The organism is Chryseobacterium sp. Leaf394, assembly GCF_001424105.1.
In the GTDB taxonomy this organism is placed as follows: Bacteria; Bacteroidota; Bacteroidia; order Flavobacteriales; family Weeksellaceae; genus Chryseobacterium.
In genome coordinates this window covers 2,142,138-2,159,265 of the sequence record NZ_LMQH01000011.1, presented here as the reverse complement: position 1 = coordinate 2,159,265, position 17,128 = coordinate 2,142,138, and the positions used below count along the sequence as shown (strand labels likewise).

Here is a 17,128-nt window from a genome sequence, read left to right as displayed (position 1 = left end):
CGGTAATTATTGTTAACTTTATGTGAACGATTACCCTAACCTTAACGTGTGATTTAAAAATGATTAACTTTGACCAGCAAAATTCAAAAATGAACTCAAAAAAGATCCTCTTAATTGACGATGAAATGGATATCCTCGAGATACTTTCTTACAATTTAGAAAAAGAAGGTTATGATATCTACACCGCCACAAACGGTAACGAAGGAATTGATAAAGCAAAGGAAATTGTTCCGGACCTTATTCTTCTCGACGTGATGATGCCCGAAAAAGACGGTATTGAAACTTGTCAGGAACTCCGGAAGATCAAAGAACTGCAAAAGACACTCATCGTGTTTTTATCTGCCAGAAGCGAAGAGTTTTCTCAGCTTGCAGGTTTTCAGGCAGGGGCGAATGATTACATCGTGAAGCTTATCAAACCGAAAATTCTTATTTCTAAAGTTAATGCATTGCTTCAGCTGACGTCTCAGGTTTCTGATACATCAAAGCAGATCGAAATCGGAGATTTAATTATAGATAAAGACAATTTCAGAGTATCAAAAGGAGGACAGCAGTTTCTGCTTCCGAAAAAAGAATTTGATCTTCTTTATCTTTTGGCTTCAAACACCGAAAAAGTTTTTAAAAGAGAAGAAATTCTTGAAAAAGTATGGGGCAATGATGTGATTGTGGGTGAAAGAACCATCGACGTACACATCAGAAGACTTAGAGAAAAATTAGGGATCAATACCATTCAGACTTTAAAAGGAATTGGTTATAAACTGATTGTTCAGGGTTAAATTCCTTACCTTTAATTTCTAAACAATTAAAATTTTGTAAAATTGAAGTTTTACAGACTTACACTCGTCTCCTCATTTCTCATCACTTTGGTGATGTTTACGCTTGTTATATTATTTGATTCTGTAAAAGATGTCTACCAGGATTCTTCCGTTTTCAATTTCGGAATTCTGGTTAGTATCATCATTATGTTTCTCATCAACTACACCGTTCTCGAACTCCTTTTTAATTCGTACGCCAAAAAACAAATCAGGAATATTTCCAAAATACTTCCTGAAGAGATGGTGTACGATGATCAGGACAATATTACTCTGAAAGAACTGGGCGAAAGATTTTCAGACCTCAATCAGAGAAAAGTGACTGAAATCGATCTGATGAAGGAAATGGAAAGCTACAGAAAAGATTATATCGGAAATGTTTCCCACGAGCTGAAAACGCCTTTATTTTCCATTCAGGGCTATGTAGAAACTTTGTTGGATGGTGGTGTAGAAAATCTTGCGATACGCGACAAGTATTTAGAAAGAATAGATCAGTCTGTAGAAAGGCTGATTGCCATTGTAAAAGATCTGGATATGATCAACAGGCTCGAAGCCGGTGAAATTAATCTTTCAGTGTCAAGATTTGACATCAATCTTTTAATTAAAGAAATTTTCGATCTTCTCGATCTCGAAGCGGAGAAACACAATACTACTCTTCAGATTCAGACGCCGCAGACCCAAATTTTTGTTGATGCTGATAAAGGAAAAATTTCGCAGGTTTTTATCAATTTAATTTCCAATGCCATCCATTACGCCAACCGTCAGGAAGCTAAAGTGATTGTTAAAACGGGTATTGTGAAAAATAAAGTACTCGTAGAGGTTATCGACAACGGAATGGGAATAAAAGCAGAACTTCTTCCCCGTATTTTTGAAAGATTTTACCGTGTGGAAACCAGCCGCAGCAGAAGACAGGGTGGTTCAGGTCTCGGTTTAGCCATCGTAAAGCATATTTTGGAAGCGCACAATGAAAATATTACTGTAGAAAGCATCTATCTGGAAGGCACAAAATTCAGTTTTATGCTTGAAAAAGGGAAGTAGTACGGCTCAAAATGTATGAAAAAAAAATCTTTTAAAAAATTCTGAAAAATTTTTTTGTCCACTTTCATTTATTTTATATTTGCAACAGAAATAGATTCAGTAGTAAAAGAAAAAAAGAAATTCAAGTTGGTATGGTTTACAAGATTCGTGTAATTTTAGATGCAAAAGAAGATGTCTTCAGAGATGTCGAGGTTAAGGGAAAACAAACGCTTTGGAACTTACATTTGGGTATCAAAAGTGCTTTCAATTTGCAGGGCGACGAGCTTTCAGCTTTTAATATGCTGGAGAATGACGGTACTGTAGTAAAAAGTGTTCCTCTGGAAGATATGAGTGACGACGGAGACGGCGAGATTATGTCTGATATTTACATTGATGAGGCTTTTGCTGAGATCGGTGACAAAGCGCAGTTTCAGTATGGTCTTCTTGATCTATGGGAGTTTTTCTGCGAGTTGGTAGAGATCAACGAAGAAACAAAAGGTGTTAATTATCCGCTTACAGCTTTCAGATTTGGAAATGCACCATTGAAGGCACCTGTGAAAAATGCTATTGGTGGAGGAAAGAAAAAAGCAGCAAAACCAATTCTCGACGATGATTTCGGTTTTGATGACGACTTCGGAGCAACAGGAAATTTTGCAGATGAAGACGACGACAATTTCGATGATGAAGAAGAAGACGACTACAACGACGATGTTTTTGATGAAGATGATCAGGACGACGAAAGATAAAATTTTATAAAATACAGAACCTCAGACGAAAGTTTGGGGTTTTTCTTTTATTTAAAATGTAATACATAAATTAATTTCACAGTGGAATACCGTTTCTTAAAGAAGCAATTCCTATTTTTGTTGAAATAAGAATAAGGATGAAAAAATATCTTTTGTCATTCACGATTGCCTGCACATTGCTATCGTGCGGCGTTCAAAAAATAAATCAGAATATGAATTTACCACAAGACTGGAAACATACCACCAATATCTACGAAGTCAACCTGAGACAATATACCAAAGAAGGCACTTTCAAAGCATTTGAAAAAGAAATGCCCCGCCTCAAAAATATGGGCGTGAAAACCCTCTGGTTTATGCCTGTTACCCCAATTGCACAGCTCAATAAAAAAGGAAGTCTGGGAAGTCAGTACGCAGCATCAGATTACACTTCCATCAATCCTGAATTCGGTACCATGGATGAGTTTAAGCATATGGTTAACGAAGCGCACCGGTTGGGCTTTAAAGTGATTATCGACTGGGTAGCCAATCACACCGGCTGGGATCATGTATGGACGAAAACTCATCCCGAATTTTATTTAAAAGATCCCGACGGAAGTTTTCACAAAGCTTCAGGAATGGATGATATCATCGAACTGGATTATAAAAACAGGGAGATGAGAATGGAAATGATCGATGCAATGAAATTCTGGGTAAGAGAAACAGGCATCGACGGTTTCAGATGTGATTTGGCTTCATGGGTTGAAGTCGATTTCTGGATAGAAGCAAGACCTGAAGTTGAAAAAATAAAGCCTCTTTTCTTCATAGGCGAATACGACGAGTTGGAAAATCCGGATTACGGTAAAGTTTTCGACGCAAGTTATTCATGGAAGTGGATGCACAAATCTGCGGACTACTACAAAAAAAATGAGCCTATCAGTGAACTGACAGATTTGCTGAAACAATATTCTGCAATCGGAGATGCTTCTATGAGAGCATGGTTTACAACAAATCACGACGAAAATTCGTGGAACGGAACCGAGTTTGAAAAATACGGAGATATCACAAAGCCGATGGCTGTTTTCTCTGCCACATGGAACGGAATTCCACTATTGTATTCCGGTCAGGAACTTCCGAATATGAAGAGATTGGAGTTCTTCGAAAAAGACGTCATCGAGTGGAATGGAAAATACGATATGGCTGACTTCTATAAAACACTGTTGAGTTTAAAATCATCAAATCCAGCTTTGAGAGGTGGAGACTCTGCAGTTTCAACATATCTTCTGAACACCACCGCCAATGATAAAATTTTGGCGTACGTTAGAAAGAACGGGGAAGATGAGGTTTTAGTGGTTTTAAATTTTTCAAAGGAGCCGGTAAATTTCACCATTCAGGATGAAAACGTAAATGGAAATTTTAAAAATGTTTTTGATAAAACAAAGAGAGATTTTAGTGAAGGAAAAGATTTTAATTTTAAAGTTTCTGATTTTGCTGTTTTTGAAAAATAAGGTGTAACTTTAATATAATATTTAAAATATCAATAGGAGCGGGCTTTAGCCCGCTTTTAGTTTGATGTTGGAATTGGCTTTAGCCAAAAATAAATCTTTCACAAAGGTTATTCAAAATGAAAAAAGAAGAAATACTAAACATTCTCAGGAACAAAATCTCAGAAAAAATTCTGACATTCGAAAATCTTATCGCTGAAACCCGCGCCTCAAGCAACGATACCAAAAGTTCGATGGGAGATAAATATGAAACCGGCCGCGAAATGCTGCAGCAGGAAATCAACAATCTGCAAGTTCAGCTGAATGAAGTTTTGAAACAGAGAGATTTTCTTAAAAGTTTATCTGCAAAACCTTCTGCAAAGGCGGAAAAAGGAGCGCTGGTAAAAACAGATAAAGGACTTTTCTACATTTCGGTTTCCCTTTCAAATATTGATTTAGACGGGAATAAAATTTTCTGCATTTCCCCAGATTCACCTTTGGCAAAAGTACTGGAAGGAAAATCAGAATCGGAGGGTATCAGTTTGAATAATGTCAACCATAAAATCTTAAATATTTTTTAAACCTGAGATTTGATAATTCTCAAAATCAAATTATTGATAGATTTCGGAATCCTTTTTGAGTAAATTATCCAGAAAAACTTTAATAAAAGTTTAATGTTTTAAAAAGAAACAATGAACTGGAATTTTTGTAAATTTAATTATTCAAATATTAATCAAAATTTTATCAAATGGGAATTTTAGACAATAAAGTAGCTCTTGTAACAGGAGCAGGTTCAGGAATCGGATTGGCAATCGCCGAGTCTTATGCAAAAGAGGGAGCAAAAGTTATCGTTTCTGATATCAATGAAGAACATGGTAAACAGGCGGTAGAAAAAATCAAATCTGAAGGCGGTGAAGCATCATTTGTAAGAGCAGATACGTCAAAGGCAGAAGAAGTAGAAGCACTTATTAAATCGACAGTTCAAATCTACGGAAGATTAGATATTGCGTGTAATAATGCAGGAATTGGAGGCGAACAGAAACTGACCGGAGAATATGGTCTTGACAGTTGGAGAAAAGTACTGAACGTGAACTTAGATGGTGTGTTCTACGGTTGCAAATATCAGCTGGAGCAGATGGAGAAAAACGGTGGCGGAGTGATTGTGAATATCGCATCAATCCACGGAACAGTGGCAGCACCGCTTTCTTCGGCATATACTGCATCAAAACATGCAGTTGTTGGTTTAACGAAAAATATCGGAGCAGAGTACGGACAGAAAAATATACGTTGTAATGCTGTAGGTCCTGCTTATATTGAAACACCTCTGTTAGAAAGTGCAAGTGGAGATATGAAGGAGGCTTTGGTGGCAAAACATCCAATGGGAAGACTTGGGACATCGCAGGAAGTTGCTGAGTTAGTCTTATTTTTAAGCTCAGACAAAGCATCATTTATGACCGGTGGATATTACCTTGTTGACGGTGGTTATACTGCAGTTTAAATTTAATTTACATAGTACAATTCAGACAGGTTTCGATGAAGCCTGTTTTTTTTATTTAAACATTTAATCTGCAGAATCTAAATAATTTTCTGTGTAATCAGCTCTGTTTTCAGGATCTTGACATTCTATGTTAGAGGAAAAATTAAATTCGGTTTAAATATTTAACTGCACTGACAGTCAAATTATTATATTTGTCTAGCGGACAGTTATTGTCACCAATTTTAAAAACTAATACTTATTACCATGAAAAAATCAATAACATTGGGCGTTTTGCTTCTGAGTGTATGGTCTTTTGGTCAGTACAAATATCCCGAAACGAAAAAAGAACTGGTTTCCGATACCTATTTCGGGAAGAAAGTTGAAGATTCCTACCGCTGGCTGGAAGATATCAAAGATCCAAAAGTTCTGGACTGGTTCAAAGTCCAGGAAAACTTCACCAATGCACAGCTTTCAAAAATTCCGAATCAGAATAAGATCATTCAGGAACTCAAAGAGCTCGACAAAATTATTGCTGTAAAATATATTCCCGTTGCCATTGAAGGCGGAAAATATTTTTATAAGAAAAGATTGCCGGATGAGTCTGTACTCAAACTCTATTACAGACAAAGCAAAAACGGAAAAGAAGTCCTTCTGTTTGATCCCAAAAATTACATAGCAGGTAAAGTGATGGATTATGCAGTAAGTGTGAGTCATGACGGCAGCAGATTGGTTTTTAATCTTAGCGAAGTGGGATCGGAATTGGGTGATGTGAAAATCATGGATGTGACAACCGGAAAGTTTCTCCCTGATGTCATCCCGCACAGCAACGGCGGTTTTGTTGACGGCAGCAATACAGAAATCATGTACGGTGAGGCAAAAAGCTATGATACCCACGATCCCGAAGTATGGTTAAATTCCAAAACAAAGCTTCATGTTCTCGGCACCGACAATTCAAAAGATCTTCTGCTGGCAAGTGCAAAAAAATATCCTGATCTCAACATTCTCCTGTCGGAATATCCGGACATGTATATTTCAAAAAATTCCCCCTATATTTTTCTAAGTAAAGCAACGGTTGAAAATTACAAGGAAATGTTTTACGCACCCGCTTCAGAACTGAAAAAAGAACGCATCAACTGGAAACCGTTCTGCACAAAAAAAGATGAAATCTGGAATTTTTTTGTGAAGGGTGATGATGTTTATCTTTTAACTACAAAAGGAAATTCTAAATTCAGACTGGTAAAAACCTCGCTTTCGAAACCCGATTTTACCACCGCCAAAGAAGTAGCATCCGGAGATAAAGAATGGAAGCTGTCCTCTGTCACACAATCAAAAGATTATCTGGTTTATTTTAAAACTAAAAATGAGTTGGTTGTAGAACCGTTTTATTATGATTTAAAAACCGGAAAAACCACAAAAATAGAAACACCTTTGAAGGGAAATGTAGAAGCGACGGCACTTTCAAAGAATTCAAACGAGTTGACGCTCATCAATGTCGGCTGGAATTTACCGATCAATTTTTACACTTACGACGTTGATTCGAAAAACTTTTCCAAAGGACCTTTCAGCATGGATATCAATTTTCCGAATCTTGAAAATATTGTTTTTGAGGAAGTAGAAGTTCCTTCCCACGACGGTGCAATGGTTCCGCTGAGCATTATGTATGATAAAACCAAACTGAAAAAAGACGGCAGCAATATCGCATTCATGCAGGGTTACGGCGCTTACGGGATGTCTTCTACACCTTACTTTTCAACGCGATATTTACCGTTGCTGAATCGCGGTGTCATTCTGGCTTTTGCACACATCCGCGGTGGTGGAGAAAAAGGTCGGGATTGGTATCTTGCCGGTAAGAAGGTTACAAAACCCAACACGTGGAAAGATTTCAATGCCTGCGCAGAATATTTGATTAAAAATAAATATTCCTCATCAGATAAATTCGGAATTTCGGGAGCAAGCGCTGGCGGAATTTTGATTGGAAGAGCGATTACAGAACGTCCCGATCTTTATAAAGTTGCCATTCCGAAAGTAGGCTGTCTGAATGCTCTGAGAATGGAATTTTCACCAAACGGCCCCGGAAATATCCCTGAATTTGGAACCGTAAAAGACGAAACGGAATTTAAAGCTTTATGGGAAATGGATGCCTTTCATCATATTGAAAAAGGAACAAAATATCCTGCTCAGCTGATCACGACCGGTTTCAATGATTCCCGCGTAGAAAGCTATATCCCCGCAAAATTTGCGGCTAAAATGCAGGATGAGAATGCATCAAAAAATCCAGTTCTTCTGTATGTAGATTACAAAGCGGGGCATTTCGGCGGAAGTACAGTAGATGAACAGTTTGTTCAGGTGGCCAGAGAATATTCTTTTCTGCTGTGGCAATGTGGTGATAAGGATTTTCAGATGAAGTAAAATAACAGCAATTTGTTTTTTGAATAAAGTCACACAACTTATCTGCATGATTTTTCATAAATTTGAGCCCAATATTATTCTCCAGAAATGCAAAATTACCACGAATTACTTCAGCATATTTTAGACAACGGAACCGATAAAACCGACAGAACGGGAACGGGAACACGAAGCGTTTTCGGGTACCAGCTGCGTTATGATCTGTCAAAAGGATTTCCTTTGGTTACAACGAAAAAAGTTCATTTAAAATCTATTATTTATGAATTGCTGTGGTTTCTGAAAGGTGATACCAATATTAAATATCTTACGGATAATGGAGTTTCTATCTGGAATGAATGGGCTGATGAAAATGGTGATTTAGGTCCTGTTTACGGCGCACAGTGGAGAAGCTGGACTGGTGCAGACGGAAAAGTAGTAGATCAGTTTGCTGACGTAATCGACCAGATCAAAAAAAATCCCGATTCACGAAGACTCATCGTTTCTGCGTGGAATGCTGCTGAAATTCCAAATATGGCTTTGGCGCCTTGTCACGCTCTTTTCCAATTCTACGTAGCTGACGGCAAATTATCTTTACAGCTTTACCAGAGAAGTGCAGATGTGTTCTTAGGTGTTCCGTTTAACATCGCGAGCTACGCATTGCTGTTGATGATGGTAGCGCAGGTCTGCGATTTAGAAGTAGGAGATTATGTACACTCTTTCGGGGACGTTCATATTTATAACAATCATTTTGAGCAGGTTAAAAAACAGCTTTCAAGAGAAACGAGATCTTTACCCACCATGAAATTAAATCCTGAGATTAAAGATATCTTTAATTTTAATTTCGAAGATTTTACTTTAGAAAATTATGATCCGCATCCGGGAATCAAAGCACCTGTAGCGATTTAAAATGAATTAAATAAAATATAAAAGTGGAGTCAGAAACTTCACTTTTTTTGTAACTATACATTGAATTATACTACTTATTAATCATGAAGTCAATAAAAATCACCTTAGACCAAAATGTGGATGCAGAAAAAATAAAAATGTTGCTTTCGCAGATCAAAGGAATATCTTCAGTTGAAATTATCGACGAAGAAAATCCCGAAAGCGAGTTGAAGAAGGCTTTCGAAAAAACAAAAGAACAGTTCAAAAAAGGAGATTACGAAACATTGGTGAATGATATTTTTACCATTTTAACAAAGAAATAATTTTAGATATATAATGAAAAAAGCCATTCTATCAGTCGCTCTTTTGGGAGGGATTTTATTTTCGGCAGATGCATTTGCACAAAGCGAAACCTCAGGAAGACAGGAAGTGTACAGAGCAACACATGCCAAAGTTACAGAACTTAAACATACCAAACTCAAAGTCAGTTTCGACTATCAGAAAGAGCAGATGAACGGCGAAGAATGGCTTACCGCATCTCCCTATTTTTACGCAACCAATGAGCTGACGCTTGATGCAAAATCAATGCTTATACACGAAGTGGCTCTGGATCAGAACGGAAAAAAATCTCCGCTGAAATATGATTATAAAAATGATGTCTTAAAAATTACTTTAGACAAAACGTATCAGAAAAATCAGGATTACACGGTTTACATTAAATATACCTCCCGCCCGAACGAAGTAAAGCAGGAAGGAAGTGCTGCGATCAGCGATGCAAAAGGTCTTTATTTCATCAACGCACAGGGAAAAGATGCCGACAAACCGACCCAAATCTGGACTCAGGGTGAAACCGAATCTTCTTCCGCATGGTTCCCGACTATCGATAAATCCAATCAAAAGACAACTCAGGAAATTTACATGACCGTTCCGGATAAATACGTTACCCTTTCCAACGGAATTATGAAAGGTTCTGAAAAAGCAGGAAACGGTTTGAGAACAGATCATTGGGTGATGGATAAACCGCATTCTACCTACCTTTTCTTTATGGGAGTTGGCGAATATGCCATCGTAAAAGACAAATGGAGAAATATTCCAGTTGACTATTACATAGAAAAAGAATACGAACCTTACGCAAAACAGATCTACGGAAACACGCCGGAAATGATGGAGTTTTTCTCTAAAAAATTAGGCTACGATTACCCTTGGGCAAAATATGCGCAGATTTCAGGAAGAGATTATGTTAGCGGTGCCATGGAAAACACGACGGCAACCCTTCACGGAAGTGCTGTCCTTCAAAAACCGGGACAGTTAATCGACGAAAACAGTTGGGAAGACACCATCGCTCACGAACTTTTTCATCACTGGTTCGGGGATTTGGTTACTGCCGAAAGCTGGAGCAATCTTACGGTAAACGAATCTTTCGCCAACTATTCAGAATACCTTTGGAACGAGTACAAATACGGAAAAGATCAGGCTGATTACCATCAGATGACCGATGTCAATATGTACATTCACAATCCGGGAGATTTCAAAAAAGATCTGGTAAGATTTGATTATAAATCAAGAGAAGATGTTTTTGATTTGGTAACCTATCAGAAGGGAGGTGGAATTCTTCACATGCTCAGAAATTACCTTGGCGATGATGCTTTCTTTGCCGGAATCACAGATTATCTGAAAACTTACGAGTACAAAAATGCCGAAGCACATCAGTTGAGATTATCTTTCGAAAAAGTTTCGGGTAGAGATTTAAACTGGTTCTTCAATCAGTGGTATTTTGGAAGCGGTCACCCGAAAATTTCTTACACAACATCTTACGAGCCTGTAAAAAAGCAGGTTTCTGTTACCATCAGTCAGTCTCAGGATGAGCCATTTGAATTTCCTTTAACCATTGATATTTACGACAATGGTAAGCCTAAAAGACAACAGGTTTGGGTAAAAGCAACAGCAAAAAATACATTTAATTTTGATTCATCCAAAACTCCGGATTTGGTAAATCTGAATGCAGACGGAATTTTAGTAGCAGACATTACAGATACTAAAACACCTGAGCAAAATCTTCTGCAATTCACAGGTTCGAAAGAATTTAAAAGCAGATATTCAGCTTTAACAGGAATTAAAGATCAGGTAGGTAAAAACCCTGCGGCTACAAAATTATTGGCAGCAGCAATCAAAGATCCTTACTTCAGAGTAAGAATGAAAGCTTTGGAAATGATTGATCTTTCAAATCCCGAGCAGATGAAGGCCATGGGAACTGAAGTTGAAAAGCTGGCTTCAAACGATCCTAAAACTTTGGTTCAGGCAGCTGCGATTGCGGCTTTGGCTAAAATGAAAGACAAAAAATACATTCCTCTTTTTGAAAAAGGAGTGAGCGCAGTTTCAAATGCTGTAAAAGCGAATTCTGTAGGTGCAATTCTGGCAATTGATCCTTCAAAAGCGGCTTCGTATGCTGAAAAGATCGATTTAGAAGGTGCTTCGGAAGAAATGTTAACACAAATGCTTCCAGTCATAGTTAAAAATAAAGTGACTTCGCAGATGCATCATCTCGGTCAGTTGGTGGCCTTTTATCCTTTCATCAAATTCCAGAATCCTGAATTGGGGAAAAATGCCGAGGAAGGCTACAACTGGATCATGAGTTCTGATAACCTGAAAGCTACTGAAAGCATTACCAAAATTTTAGGTCAGGCAAAAGGTCAGATGGGCGACAATCCTCAGGTAAAAATGATGATTTCCCAGATGCTGAAAGATGGTCTCAACAAAAAAATGGAAGTTTTAAAACAAAACCCTCAAAACGCTGCAAGCATCAACAAACAGATCGATGCGATTAACAAAGCAATTGAAGATTTTAAATAAGATTTTTTATTAGATCAAATAAGGAAGCCGGCAGATGAAGCCGGCTTTTTTATGCTGAGTATTTCATTTTCTGATATTAACCTAATCAACATTTATAATCAAACAGTCAACTTCTTCAAAATTACTTCCAGATGTCTCTTTAAGCAGGCAAGCGGATCGGCGAAATTTCGAAAAGCTACTCAGCAAAACACGTTTGTCACCGAAGAAAATTGGTTTTGAAAGACTTATGACATTAAAATCTTTCCCTCTGTAGTTTTTCTGAAAATTATTTAGAAAAGATAAATAAGCAGCTTTTTTTCTTGAATCATTCCAGCTTTTTTTAGAATAAATGATAAATCTGTTCTGTCCGGATTCATCTGTAATCTTTTGTCGCTCTTTTTTCTCTAAACCTTTTGGGATAAACAAAACAGTTTCGAAAGGAATATTTGTTTCGTTCACTATTGGTCTCCCATTTTCGCAGATAATTGCTTTTTTAAGTTGAAAATCAAGCCAGTTAACATATTTTTCATTCTGAATTCTTATCTGCGAATTATATTTTTTTCTCTCATCTTCAGATAAAATATTTTCCCAATCCTTATCAAACTCTTCGATTAGGCTGGTTTTTGATTTGTTCTCTAAAAAATAGTATCCGTTACCATACATTTGATTGATAAAATCTGAAATTTGCTTTTGATCCTGACTGTATGAAAGTCCCGATAGAAGAATCAAAAATAAATATTTTTTCATTTCGGAATTTTTGTCTTTCGAAAATAGGAATAATATAATCATACATCCAACTCAATAATAATTTTTGATAATCTAACAAATGTCAGTATTAATAAGCCACTATTTTTGCATTATCTTTCATAAATTAGTTCAAAATATAAAAAATTATGAGTTTTGGAATTGAAGCGGCGAGCTATTATGTGCCTTCTTTGTATTTGGAAATTAAAGATTTAGCCGAAAAAAGAGGCATAGAACCGGCAAAACTGGAGAAGGGTTTAGGACTTCATAAAATGGGTTTCCCGGATGTGCATGAAGATGCAGCAACATTTGCAGCTGAAGCATTATTAAAATTAATCAAAGATTACAATATCAATCCAAAAGAAATTTCGAGAATTTATTTAGGAACCGAAAGTGCTCTGGATGCCGCAAAACCTACAGCATCCTACGCTATGCAGATGGTAGAAACTGTCTTGACAGAGGAATTTGGCGAAAGATGTTTTAAAAACTGTGATGTTGTAGACATGACTTTCGCCTGCATCGGAGCAGTGGATGCACTTCACAATTCCCTCGATTTTGTAAGGGTAAATCCTGATAAAAAAGCAGTTGTTATTGCAAGTGATTATGCCAAATACGAACTGGCTTCTTCAGGAGAATACACGCAGGGTGGCGGTGCTGTAGCACTTTTGGTTTCGTCAAAACCTGATCTCATTGAAATTGAAAATAACTGGGGTGTAGCCACAGAATCTGTATTTGATTTTTTCAAACCCAGAAGAAATTTCAACAAAGAAAATCTCAGCAATGCACCCGAAACTTTCCCCAATAAAATTGAAATATTTACAGATGAACCGGTTTTTGACGGACAATATTCCAATCAATGCTATCAGGATAGAATCAGGGAAGCTTACCAACATTATAAAGAGATCACTGGTGAGGATAAACCGTATGAAAACTGGAAATATTTAATTTTTCACCTACCTTATGCATTCCACGGAAAGAGGGTTTTTACTGAAATTTACAGTCTGGAAAACGGACTTCCGTACAGCAATGCCGATGAGCAGAAAGCGGTTGCAAAATCTGATGAATACGTCAAATTTATTCATGATAAAATTGAAAAATCCCAGCGTGCCTCATCTGAAATCGGGAATATGTACACCGCTTCGATCTTTATGGCTTTATTGTCAGCGCTGCAGGTTTCTTTCAATGAAAATGAAGATTTAACCGGAAATGAAATTGGTTTCCTTGGCTACGGAAGTGGTTCCAAATCTAAAGTTTTTGCCGGAAAAGTCTCCCCAAACTGGAAAAATATCGTTTCAAAATGGAATCTTTTTGAAACTTTAAAAAACAGACTGGCCATTGACTTTGAAACGTACGAGAAACTTCACAGAAAACAATTGGAACATTCAATAAATCCAAGCTACGAAGGTTTCGGTTTGAAATCTGTTGAGACAGAAAATCCTGTTTTACTTGGCGCGAGATACTACGCATATCAATAATCTTAGCTTTACAATACAATATAAAAAAGGCTGTTCAGTATTCTGAGCAGCCTTTTTAATAAAACGTTTAATTTAATGACTTAGGAAATGGAGCCGTTTAAAAAAAATAATTTTTAGCCGGAATTTCCAGTCTTGATCTTATGTTTCTTTTGCATCAAGGCAAAAGAAATAGATTATTTCAACACCTGCACCTCTATTGCAGAATCTCCAAATACCTTTATAAACGCTTTGGTATAATCTTCCTTCGTTGCAAAATTAGGATTCTCCATAAACTTCTGCGGATTGACAGCAAACAGCGGAAACCACGTTGAAGAAATCTGTATTTGAATTTTATGCCCTTTCTTAAAAGTGTGAACTACATCCTGCAATTTAAAATTAACTGCAGTTTTCTGATTCGGCTGCAACGCTTCCGCTTTTTCCCTTGAATTCCTGAATCTGGCAGGCATAATCTCACTTCTCACCATCTGATGGTAATTTCCATAGATCACACCGTCTTTTTTCTGTTCAGGCTTAAAGTCTTCAGGATAAACATCAATCAGTTTTACTGCAAAATCAGCATCTGAAGAGGTTGAAGCAATATTTAATTTAGCTAAAATTTCTCCGGCAAAAGTCAGTTCTTCGGTCAGAACATCTGTCGTGAAGGTTAAAACATCAGGTCTTCCTACAGCAAATCTCTGGTCTTCCGACATGTAATTTCTTGGCGTAAATCCGTTGAAATCTTTCAGGTTGTCTGAACTTAAAACCGGATTGTTTGGATCACTGAAATATTCTGAAGAACCTTGCCCGGCAGTGTTTTTTAAAGATTTGTCAGCCAGATAAAAATTAATTTTCTGTGTATTTTTCGGAGGATATTGTGCAAATTCTCTCCATTCTTTTGATCCCGTATCGTACATCATCGCTTCCGGCAAACCTGCATCTTTTTTGCTGTCGCCTTTCAGATAATGACTGAAAAATTTCGTCTCCAGATTTTTCTGATAGTAGGTCGCAATACTGTCCCCGAAATAGATCTGATTGTGAAAATGTTTTCCCTCTTCTCTTCCCCAGCCACCATGAGAAAATGGTCCCATCACGATCGTGTTCTTAGCTTTCGGACTTGTTTTTTCAATCGTTTTGTAAATATTCAACGGTCCGGAAAGATCTTCAGCATCAAACCAACCGCCAACGGTCATCACCGCATGATTCACATTTTTAAGATGGGGGAGAAGGTTTCTTTTCTGCCAGAATTCATCGTAGTTGGTGTGTTCCATAATTTCGGTCATGAAGAAATTATTTTTATAATATTTCTCATATCCATCCTTCAAAGTTCCCATGTCACGGTAAAATTTCAAACCATCTTCTGAGGTAGACCTGATCATAGAATCCGTGTACCATGCTTTGTTTTCGGGCTTTGTTTTCTGTACTCCAAACACTGGAAATGTTCTGAAATAACCCATCATAAATCTTCCATTGTGCAGAAAATCGTCATTCCAGAAATCTGAAATCGGTGCCTGCGGTGAAGAAGCTACCAGTGCCGGATGTTGCGCAAGAACGCCAACTGCCGTATAGAATCCGGGATAGGAAGTTCCGTATTGTCCGACTTTCCCGTTGTTGTTTTTAATATTTTTGATGAGATATTCGATGGTGTCGTAGGTATCAGTGCTTTCGTCGACATCTTTTTTCGATTTTCTCTCCACCTGCGGCGTCATGTTTGTGAAAGTGCCTTCACTCATATATCTTCCGCGGACATCCTGATAAACAAAAATATATTTGTCATTCATCAGATATTTGTTAGGTCCGAGGCTTCGCCTGTACTCATTTTCCCCGTACGGAGCGATGCTGTAGCAGGTACGCTGCATCAGGAAAGGATATTTTTTATTTTTCGCAATATCTTTCGGGATATACACCGAAGTAAAAAGCCTTGTCCCGTCCCGCATCGGAATATAAAATTCCTGCTTTGTAAAATTCTCTTTCACAAAACTGTCTGCCTGCTGAGTCTGCGCATTCCCAAGAATAAAAAGCAAAATCAGAAAAAATGAATATCGGATGTTCATATTTGAAATTTGCTGCTAATTTAATGATTAAAAAGTTTTTGAAAGATGATTTAAAAAATGAAGTTTTAGGAAAAGAAAAAGACCGGAATTTCTTCTGGTCTTTTGATATTTAATTAAAAAAATCTATTTCGCTGTCGTTTTTGGTAATCCAATTTTCCTAAGCATTTCATTAGCTTTTGCAAGCTTTTTTGGAAATAAAATTTTATCATCGTATTGATCCAAAGATTTGTCTATTGCGACAATTGGAATCTTTCTTTTTTTTAATTCTTCTATTATTTTCATTACAAAGATTATTTTTTTCTTTTCACTAAAAATCCTTCATATTCTATACCAATTTTGAAACTGTCCCAATCATCTTGTAATTGACCGAAAATTTCAAAATCATTCTCAACTTCAGAAAAGAATTTGGTAATTCCCATTCTGTACAATCTTGTTCTGGCTTTTGTACTTCCAGTCGCATAAACCCAAACATCAGTGTATTTATCTGTGAAAGCATAAAGTGTTGATACTACAGTAGCTAAAACTTTTTCACTGTCTCCATTATTTGAAATTACTTTATCATCAATATCGCCAGTTGTCAGATTTTTATCTCCAAAAGCAAGATTGTAAACATCTTTTAGGTTGGTAGCCTGAAATCTGACTAATTTATGGATCAACCCCTTATTCCCTTCACTAATAAATTCAAAGGTCATCATTCGATCACTGGAATTTAGCGAATACTTAGGTAAGTTCATATCTAAAAAAGCAGTTGTTTCTTTTTCAAATTTACGAAAAATAAATATCTTGGATTTACTTCTGAAGTCATATAAAATATTTTTGTCAAATAAATCTTCTCTGTAAAAACAACAAAAATCGGAATTGCTTTTGGTCTTTTGTTTTTATTTTTGATTGTTATGTTTTGCGTCGATCCATGGGTTGCACCCGTGGCTATTGTTGTTGAACCATTTCATGGTTCTGGTTAGGTTGTATTCTTTTTTCCATGGGTTGCACCCATGGCTATTATTGTTAAACCAATCCGTGGTTCTGATTGGGTTGTATGTTTTTTCATTAGTTGCACCCACGGGTATTTTTGTTGAACCATTTCGTGGTTCTGGTTGAGGTTGTCTTCTTTTTTCCGTGGGTTGCACCCACGGCTATTGTTGTTGAACCATTTCATGGTTCTGATGACTGGTGTTGATTTGTTCCATGGACTTGACTTCACCGAATTTCGTTCCTTGATTTTATCCACAGCTATTAATATTGAACCCATTTCGTCGTTTTGGTTAGAATTT

General features: G+C 37.0%; 16 protein-coding genes. 11 read left to right on the top strand and 5 right to left on the bottom strand.

The window, feature by feature from the left end; all coding sequences use genetic code 11:
* Nucleotides 1–89 precede the first annotated feature (89 nt).
* The 10 genes from ASG21_RS14510 (at nt 90) to ASG21_RS14465 (ending at nt 11,629) form a co-directional block, all read left to right on the top strand.
* Nucleotides 90–773 carry a response regulator transcription factor gene (locus ASG21_RS14510; protein WP_056082442.1) on the top strand — a complete coding sequence of 228 codons (684 nt, stop codon included), beginning with the start codon at nt 90–92 and terminating at the stop codon, nt 771–773.
* A 42-nt stretch (nt 774–815) separates the two neighbouring features.
* Nucleotides 816–1,847, top strand: coding sequence for an ATP-binding protein (locus ASG21_RS14505; protein ID WP_056081599.1), 1,032 nt, complete (start codon nt 816–818; stop codon nt 1,845–1,847).
* Nucleotides 1,848–1,978: 131 nt separating this feature from the next.
* Nucleotides 1,979–2,572 (top strand): hypothetical protein, encoded by a 594-nt coding sequence (locus ASG21_RS14500; protein ID WP_056081595.1) that lies wholly within the window; start codon nt 1,979–1,981, stop codon nt 2,570–2,572.
* 212 nt (nt 2,573–2,784) lie between these two features.
* Entirely contained in the window at nt 2,785–4,056 is a 1,272-nt protein-coding gene (locus ASG21_RS14495; RefSeq protein WP_241773503.1) for an alpha-amylase family glycosyl hydrolase, read from the top strand.
* Nucleotides 4,057–4,172: 116 nt separating this feature from the next.
* Complete coding sequence (locus tag ASG21_RS14490) at nt 4,173–4,613, top strand: hypothetical protein (protein ID WP_056081589.1); 441 nt, start codon at nt 4,173–4,175, stop codon at nt 4,611–4,613.
* 167 nt (nt 4,614–4,780) lie between these two features.
* Nucleotides 4,781–5,530 carry a glucose 1-dehydrogenase gene (locus ASG21_RS14485; RefSeq protein WP_056081584.1) on the top strand — a complete coding sequence of 250 codons (750 nt, stop codon included), beginning with the start codon at nt 4,781–4,783 and terminating at the stop codon, nt 5,528–5,530.
* Nucleotides 5,531–5,773: 243 nt separating this feature from the next.
* Nucleotides 5,774–7,918 (top strand): prolyl oligopeptidase family serine peptidase, encoded by a 2,145-nt coding sequence (locus ASG21_RS14480; protein ID WP_056081582.1) that lies wholly within the window; start codon nt 5,774–5,776, stop codon nt 7,916–7,918.
* A gap of 87 nt (nt 7,919–8,005) precedes the next feature.
* Entirely contained in the window at nt 8,006–8,800 is a 795-nt protein-coding gene (locus ASG21_RS14475) for a thymidylate synthase (protein ID WP_056081580.1), read from the top strand.
* 83 nt (nt 8,801–8,883) lie between these two features.
* Entirely contained in the window at nt 8,884–9,102 is a 219-nt protein-coding gene (locus ASG21_RS14470) for a hypothetical protein (protein WP_056081577.1), read from the top strand.
* A gap of 13 nt (nt 9,103–9,115) precedes the next feature.
* A complete protein-coding gene (locus ASG21_RS14465) occupies nt 9,116–11,629 on the top strand; it encodes a M1 family metallopeptidase (RefSeq protein ID WP_056081575.1) in 2,514 nt (837 codons plus the stop codon).
* Between the two features lie 81 nt (nt 11,630–11,710).
* Here ASG21_RS14465 and ASG21_RS14460 read toward each other — a convergent pair whose 3' ends face one another.
* The gene (locus ASG21_RS14460; RefSeq protein ID WP_128414309.1) at nt 11,711–12,355 is read right to left on the bottom strand and encodes a hypothetical protein; all 645 of its coding nucleotides are present in this window, start codon (nt 12,353–12,355) and stop codon (nt 11,711–11,713) included.
* A 146-nt stretch (nt 12,356–12,501) separates the two neighbouring features.
* Here ASG21_RS14460 and ASG21_RS14455 point away from each other — a divergent pair, with 146 nt between their 5' ends.
* The gene (locus tag ASG21_RS14455) at nt 12,502–13,827 is read left to right on the top strand and encodes a hydroxymethylglutaryl-CoA synthase (RefSeq protein ID WP_056081569.1); all 1,326 of its coding nucleotides are present in this window, start codon (nt 12,502–12,504) and stop codon (nt 13,825–13,827) included.
* Nucleotides 13,828–14,000: 173 nt separating this feature from the next.
* Here ASG21_RS14455 and ASG21_RS14450 read toward each other — a convergent pair whose 3' ends face one another.
* The 4 genes from ASG21_RS14450 to ASG21_RS14440 all read right to left on the bottom strand — a co-directional run bounded on the left by ASG21_RS14450 (nt 14,001) and on the right by ASG21_RS14440 (nt 17,106).
* Nucleotides 14,001–15,857: a CocE/NonD family hydrolase gene (locus ASG21_RS14450; protein ID WP_056081564.1), complete on the bottom strand. Its 1,857-nt coding sequence runs from the start codon at nt 15,855–15,857 to the stop codon at nt 14,001–14,003.
* Nucleotides 15,858–15,980: 123 nt separating this feature from the next.
* Nucleotides 15,981–16,139, bottom strand: coding sequence for a hypothetical protein (locus tag ASG21_RS20345; protein ID WP_185113730.1), 159 nt, complete (start codon nt 16,137–16,139; stop codon nt 15,981–15,983).
* 8 nt (nt 16,140–16,147) lie between these two features.
* A complete protein-coding gene (locus tag ASG21_RS14445) occupies nt 16,148–16,552 on the bottom strand; it encodes a hypothetical protein (protein WP_347230674.1) in 405 nt (134 codons plus the stop codon).
* Nucleotides 16,553–16,815: 263 nt separating this feature from the next.
* Nucleotides 16,816–17,106, bottom strand: coding sequence for a hypothetical protein (locus ASG21_RS14440; protein ID WP_056081557.1), 291 nt, complete (start codon nt 17,104–17,106; stop codon nt 16,816–16,818).
* Nucleotides 17,107–17,128: the final 22 nt, after the last annotated feature.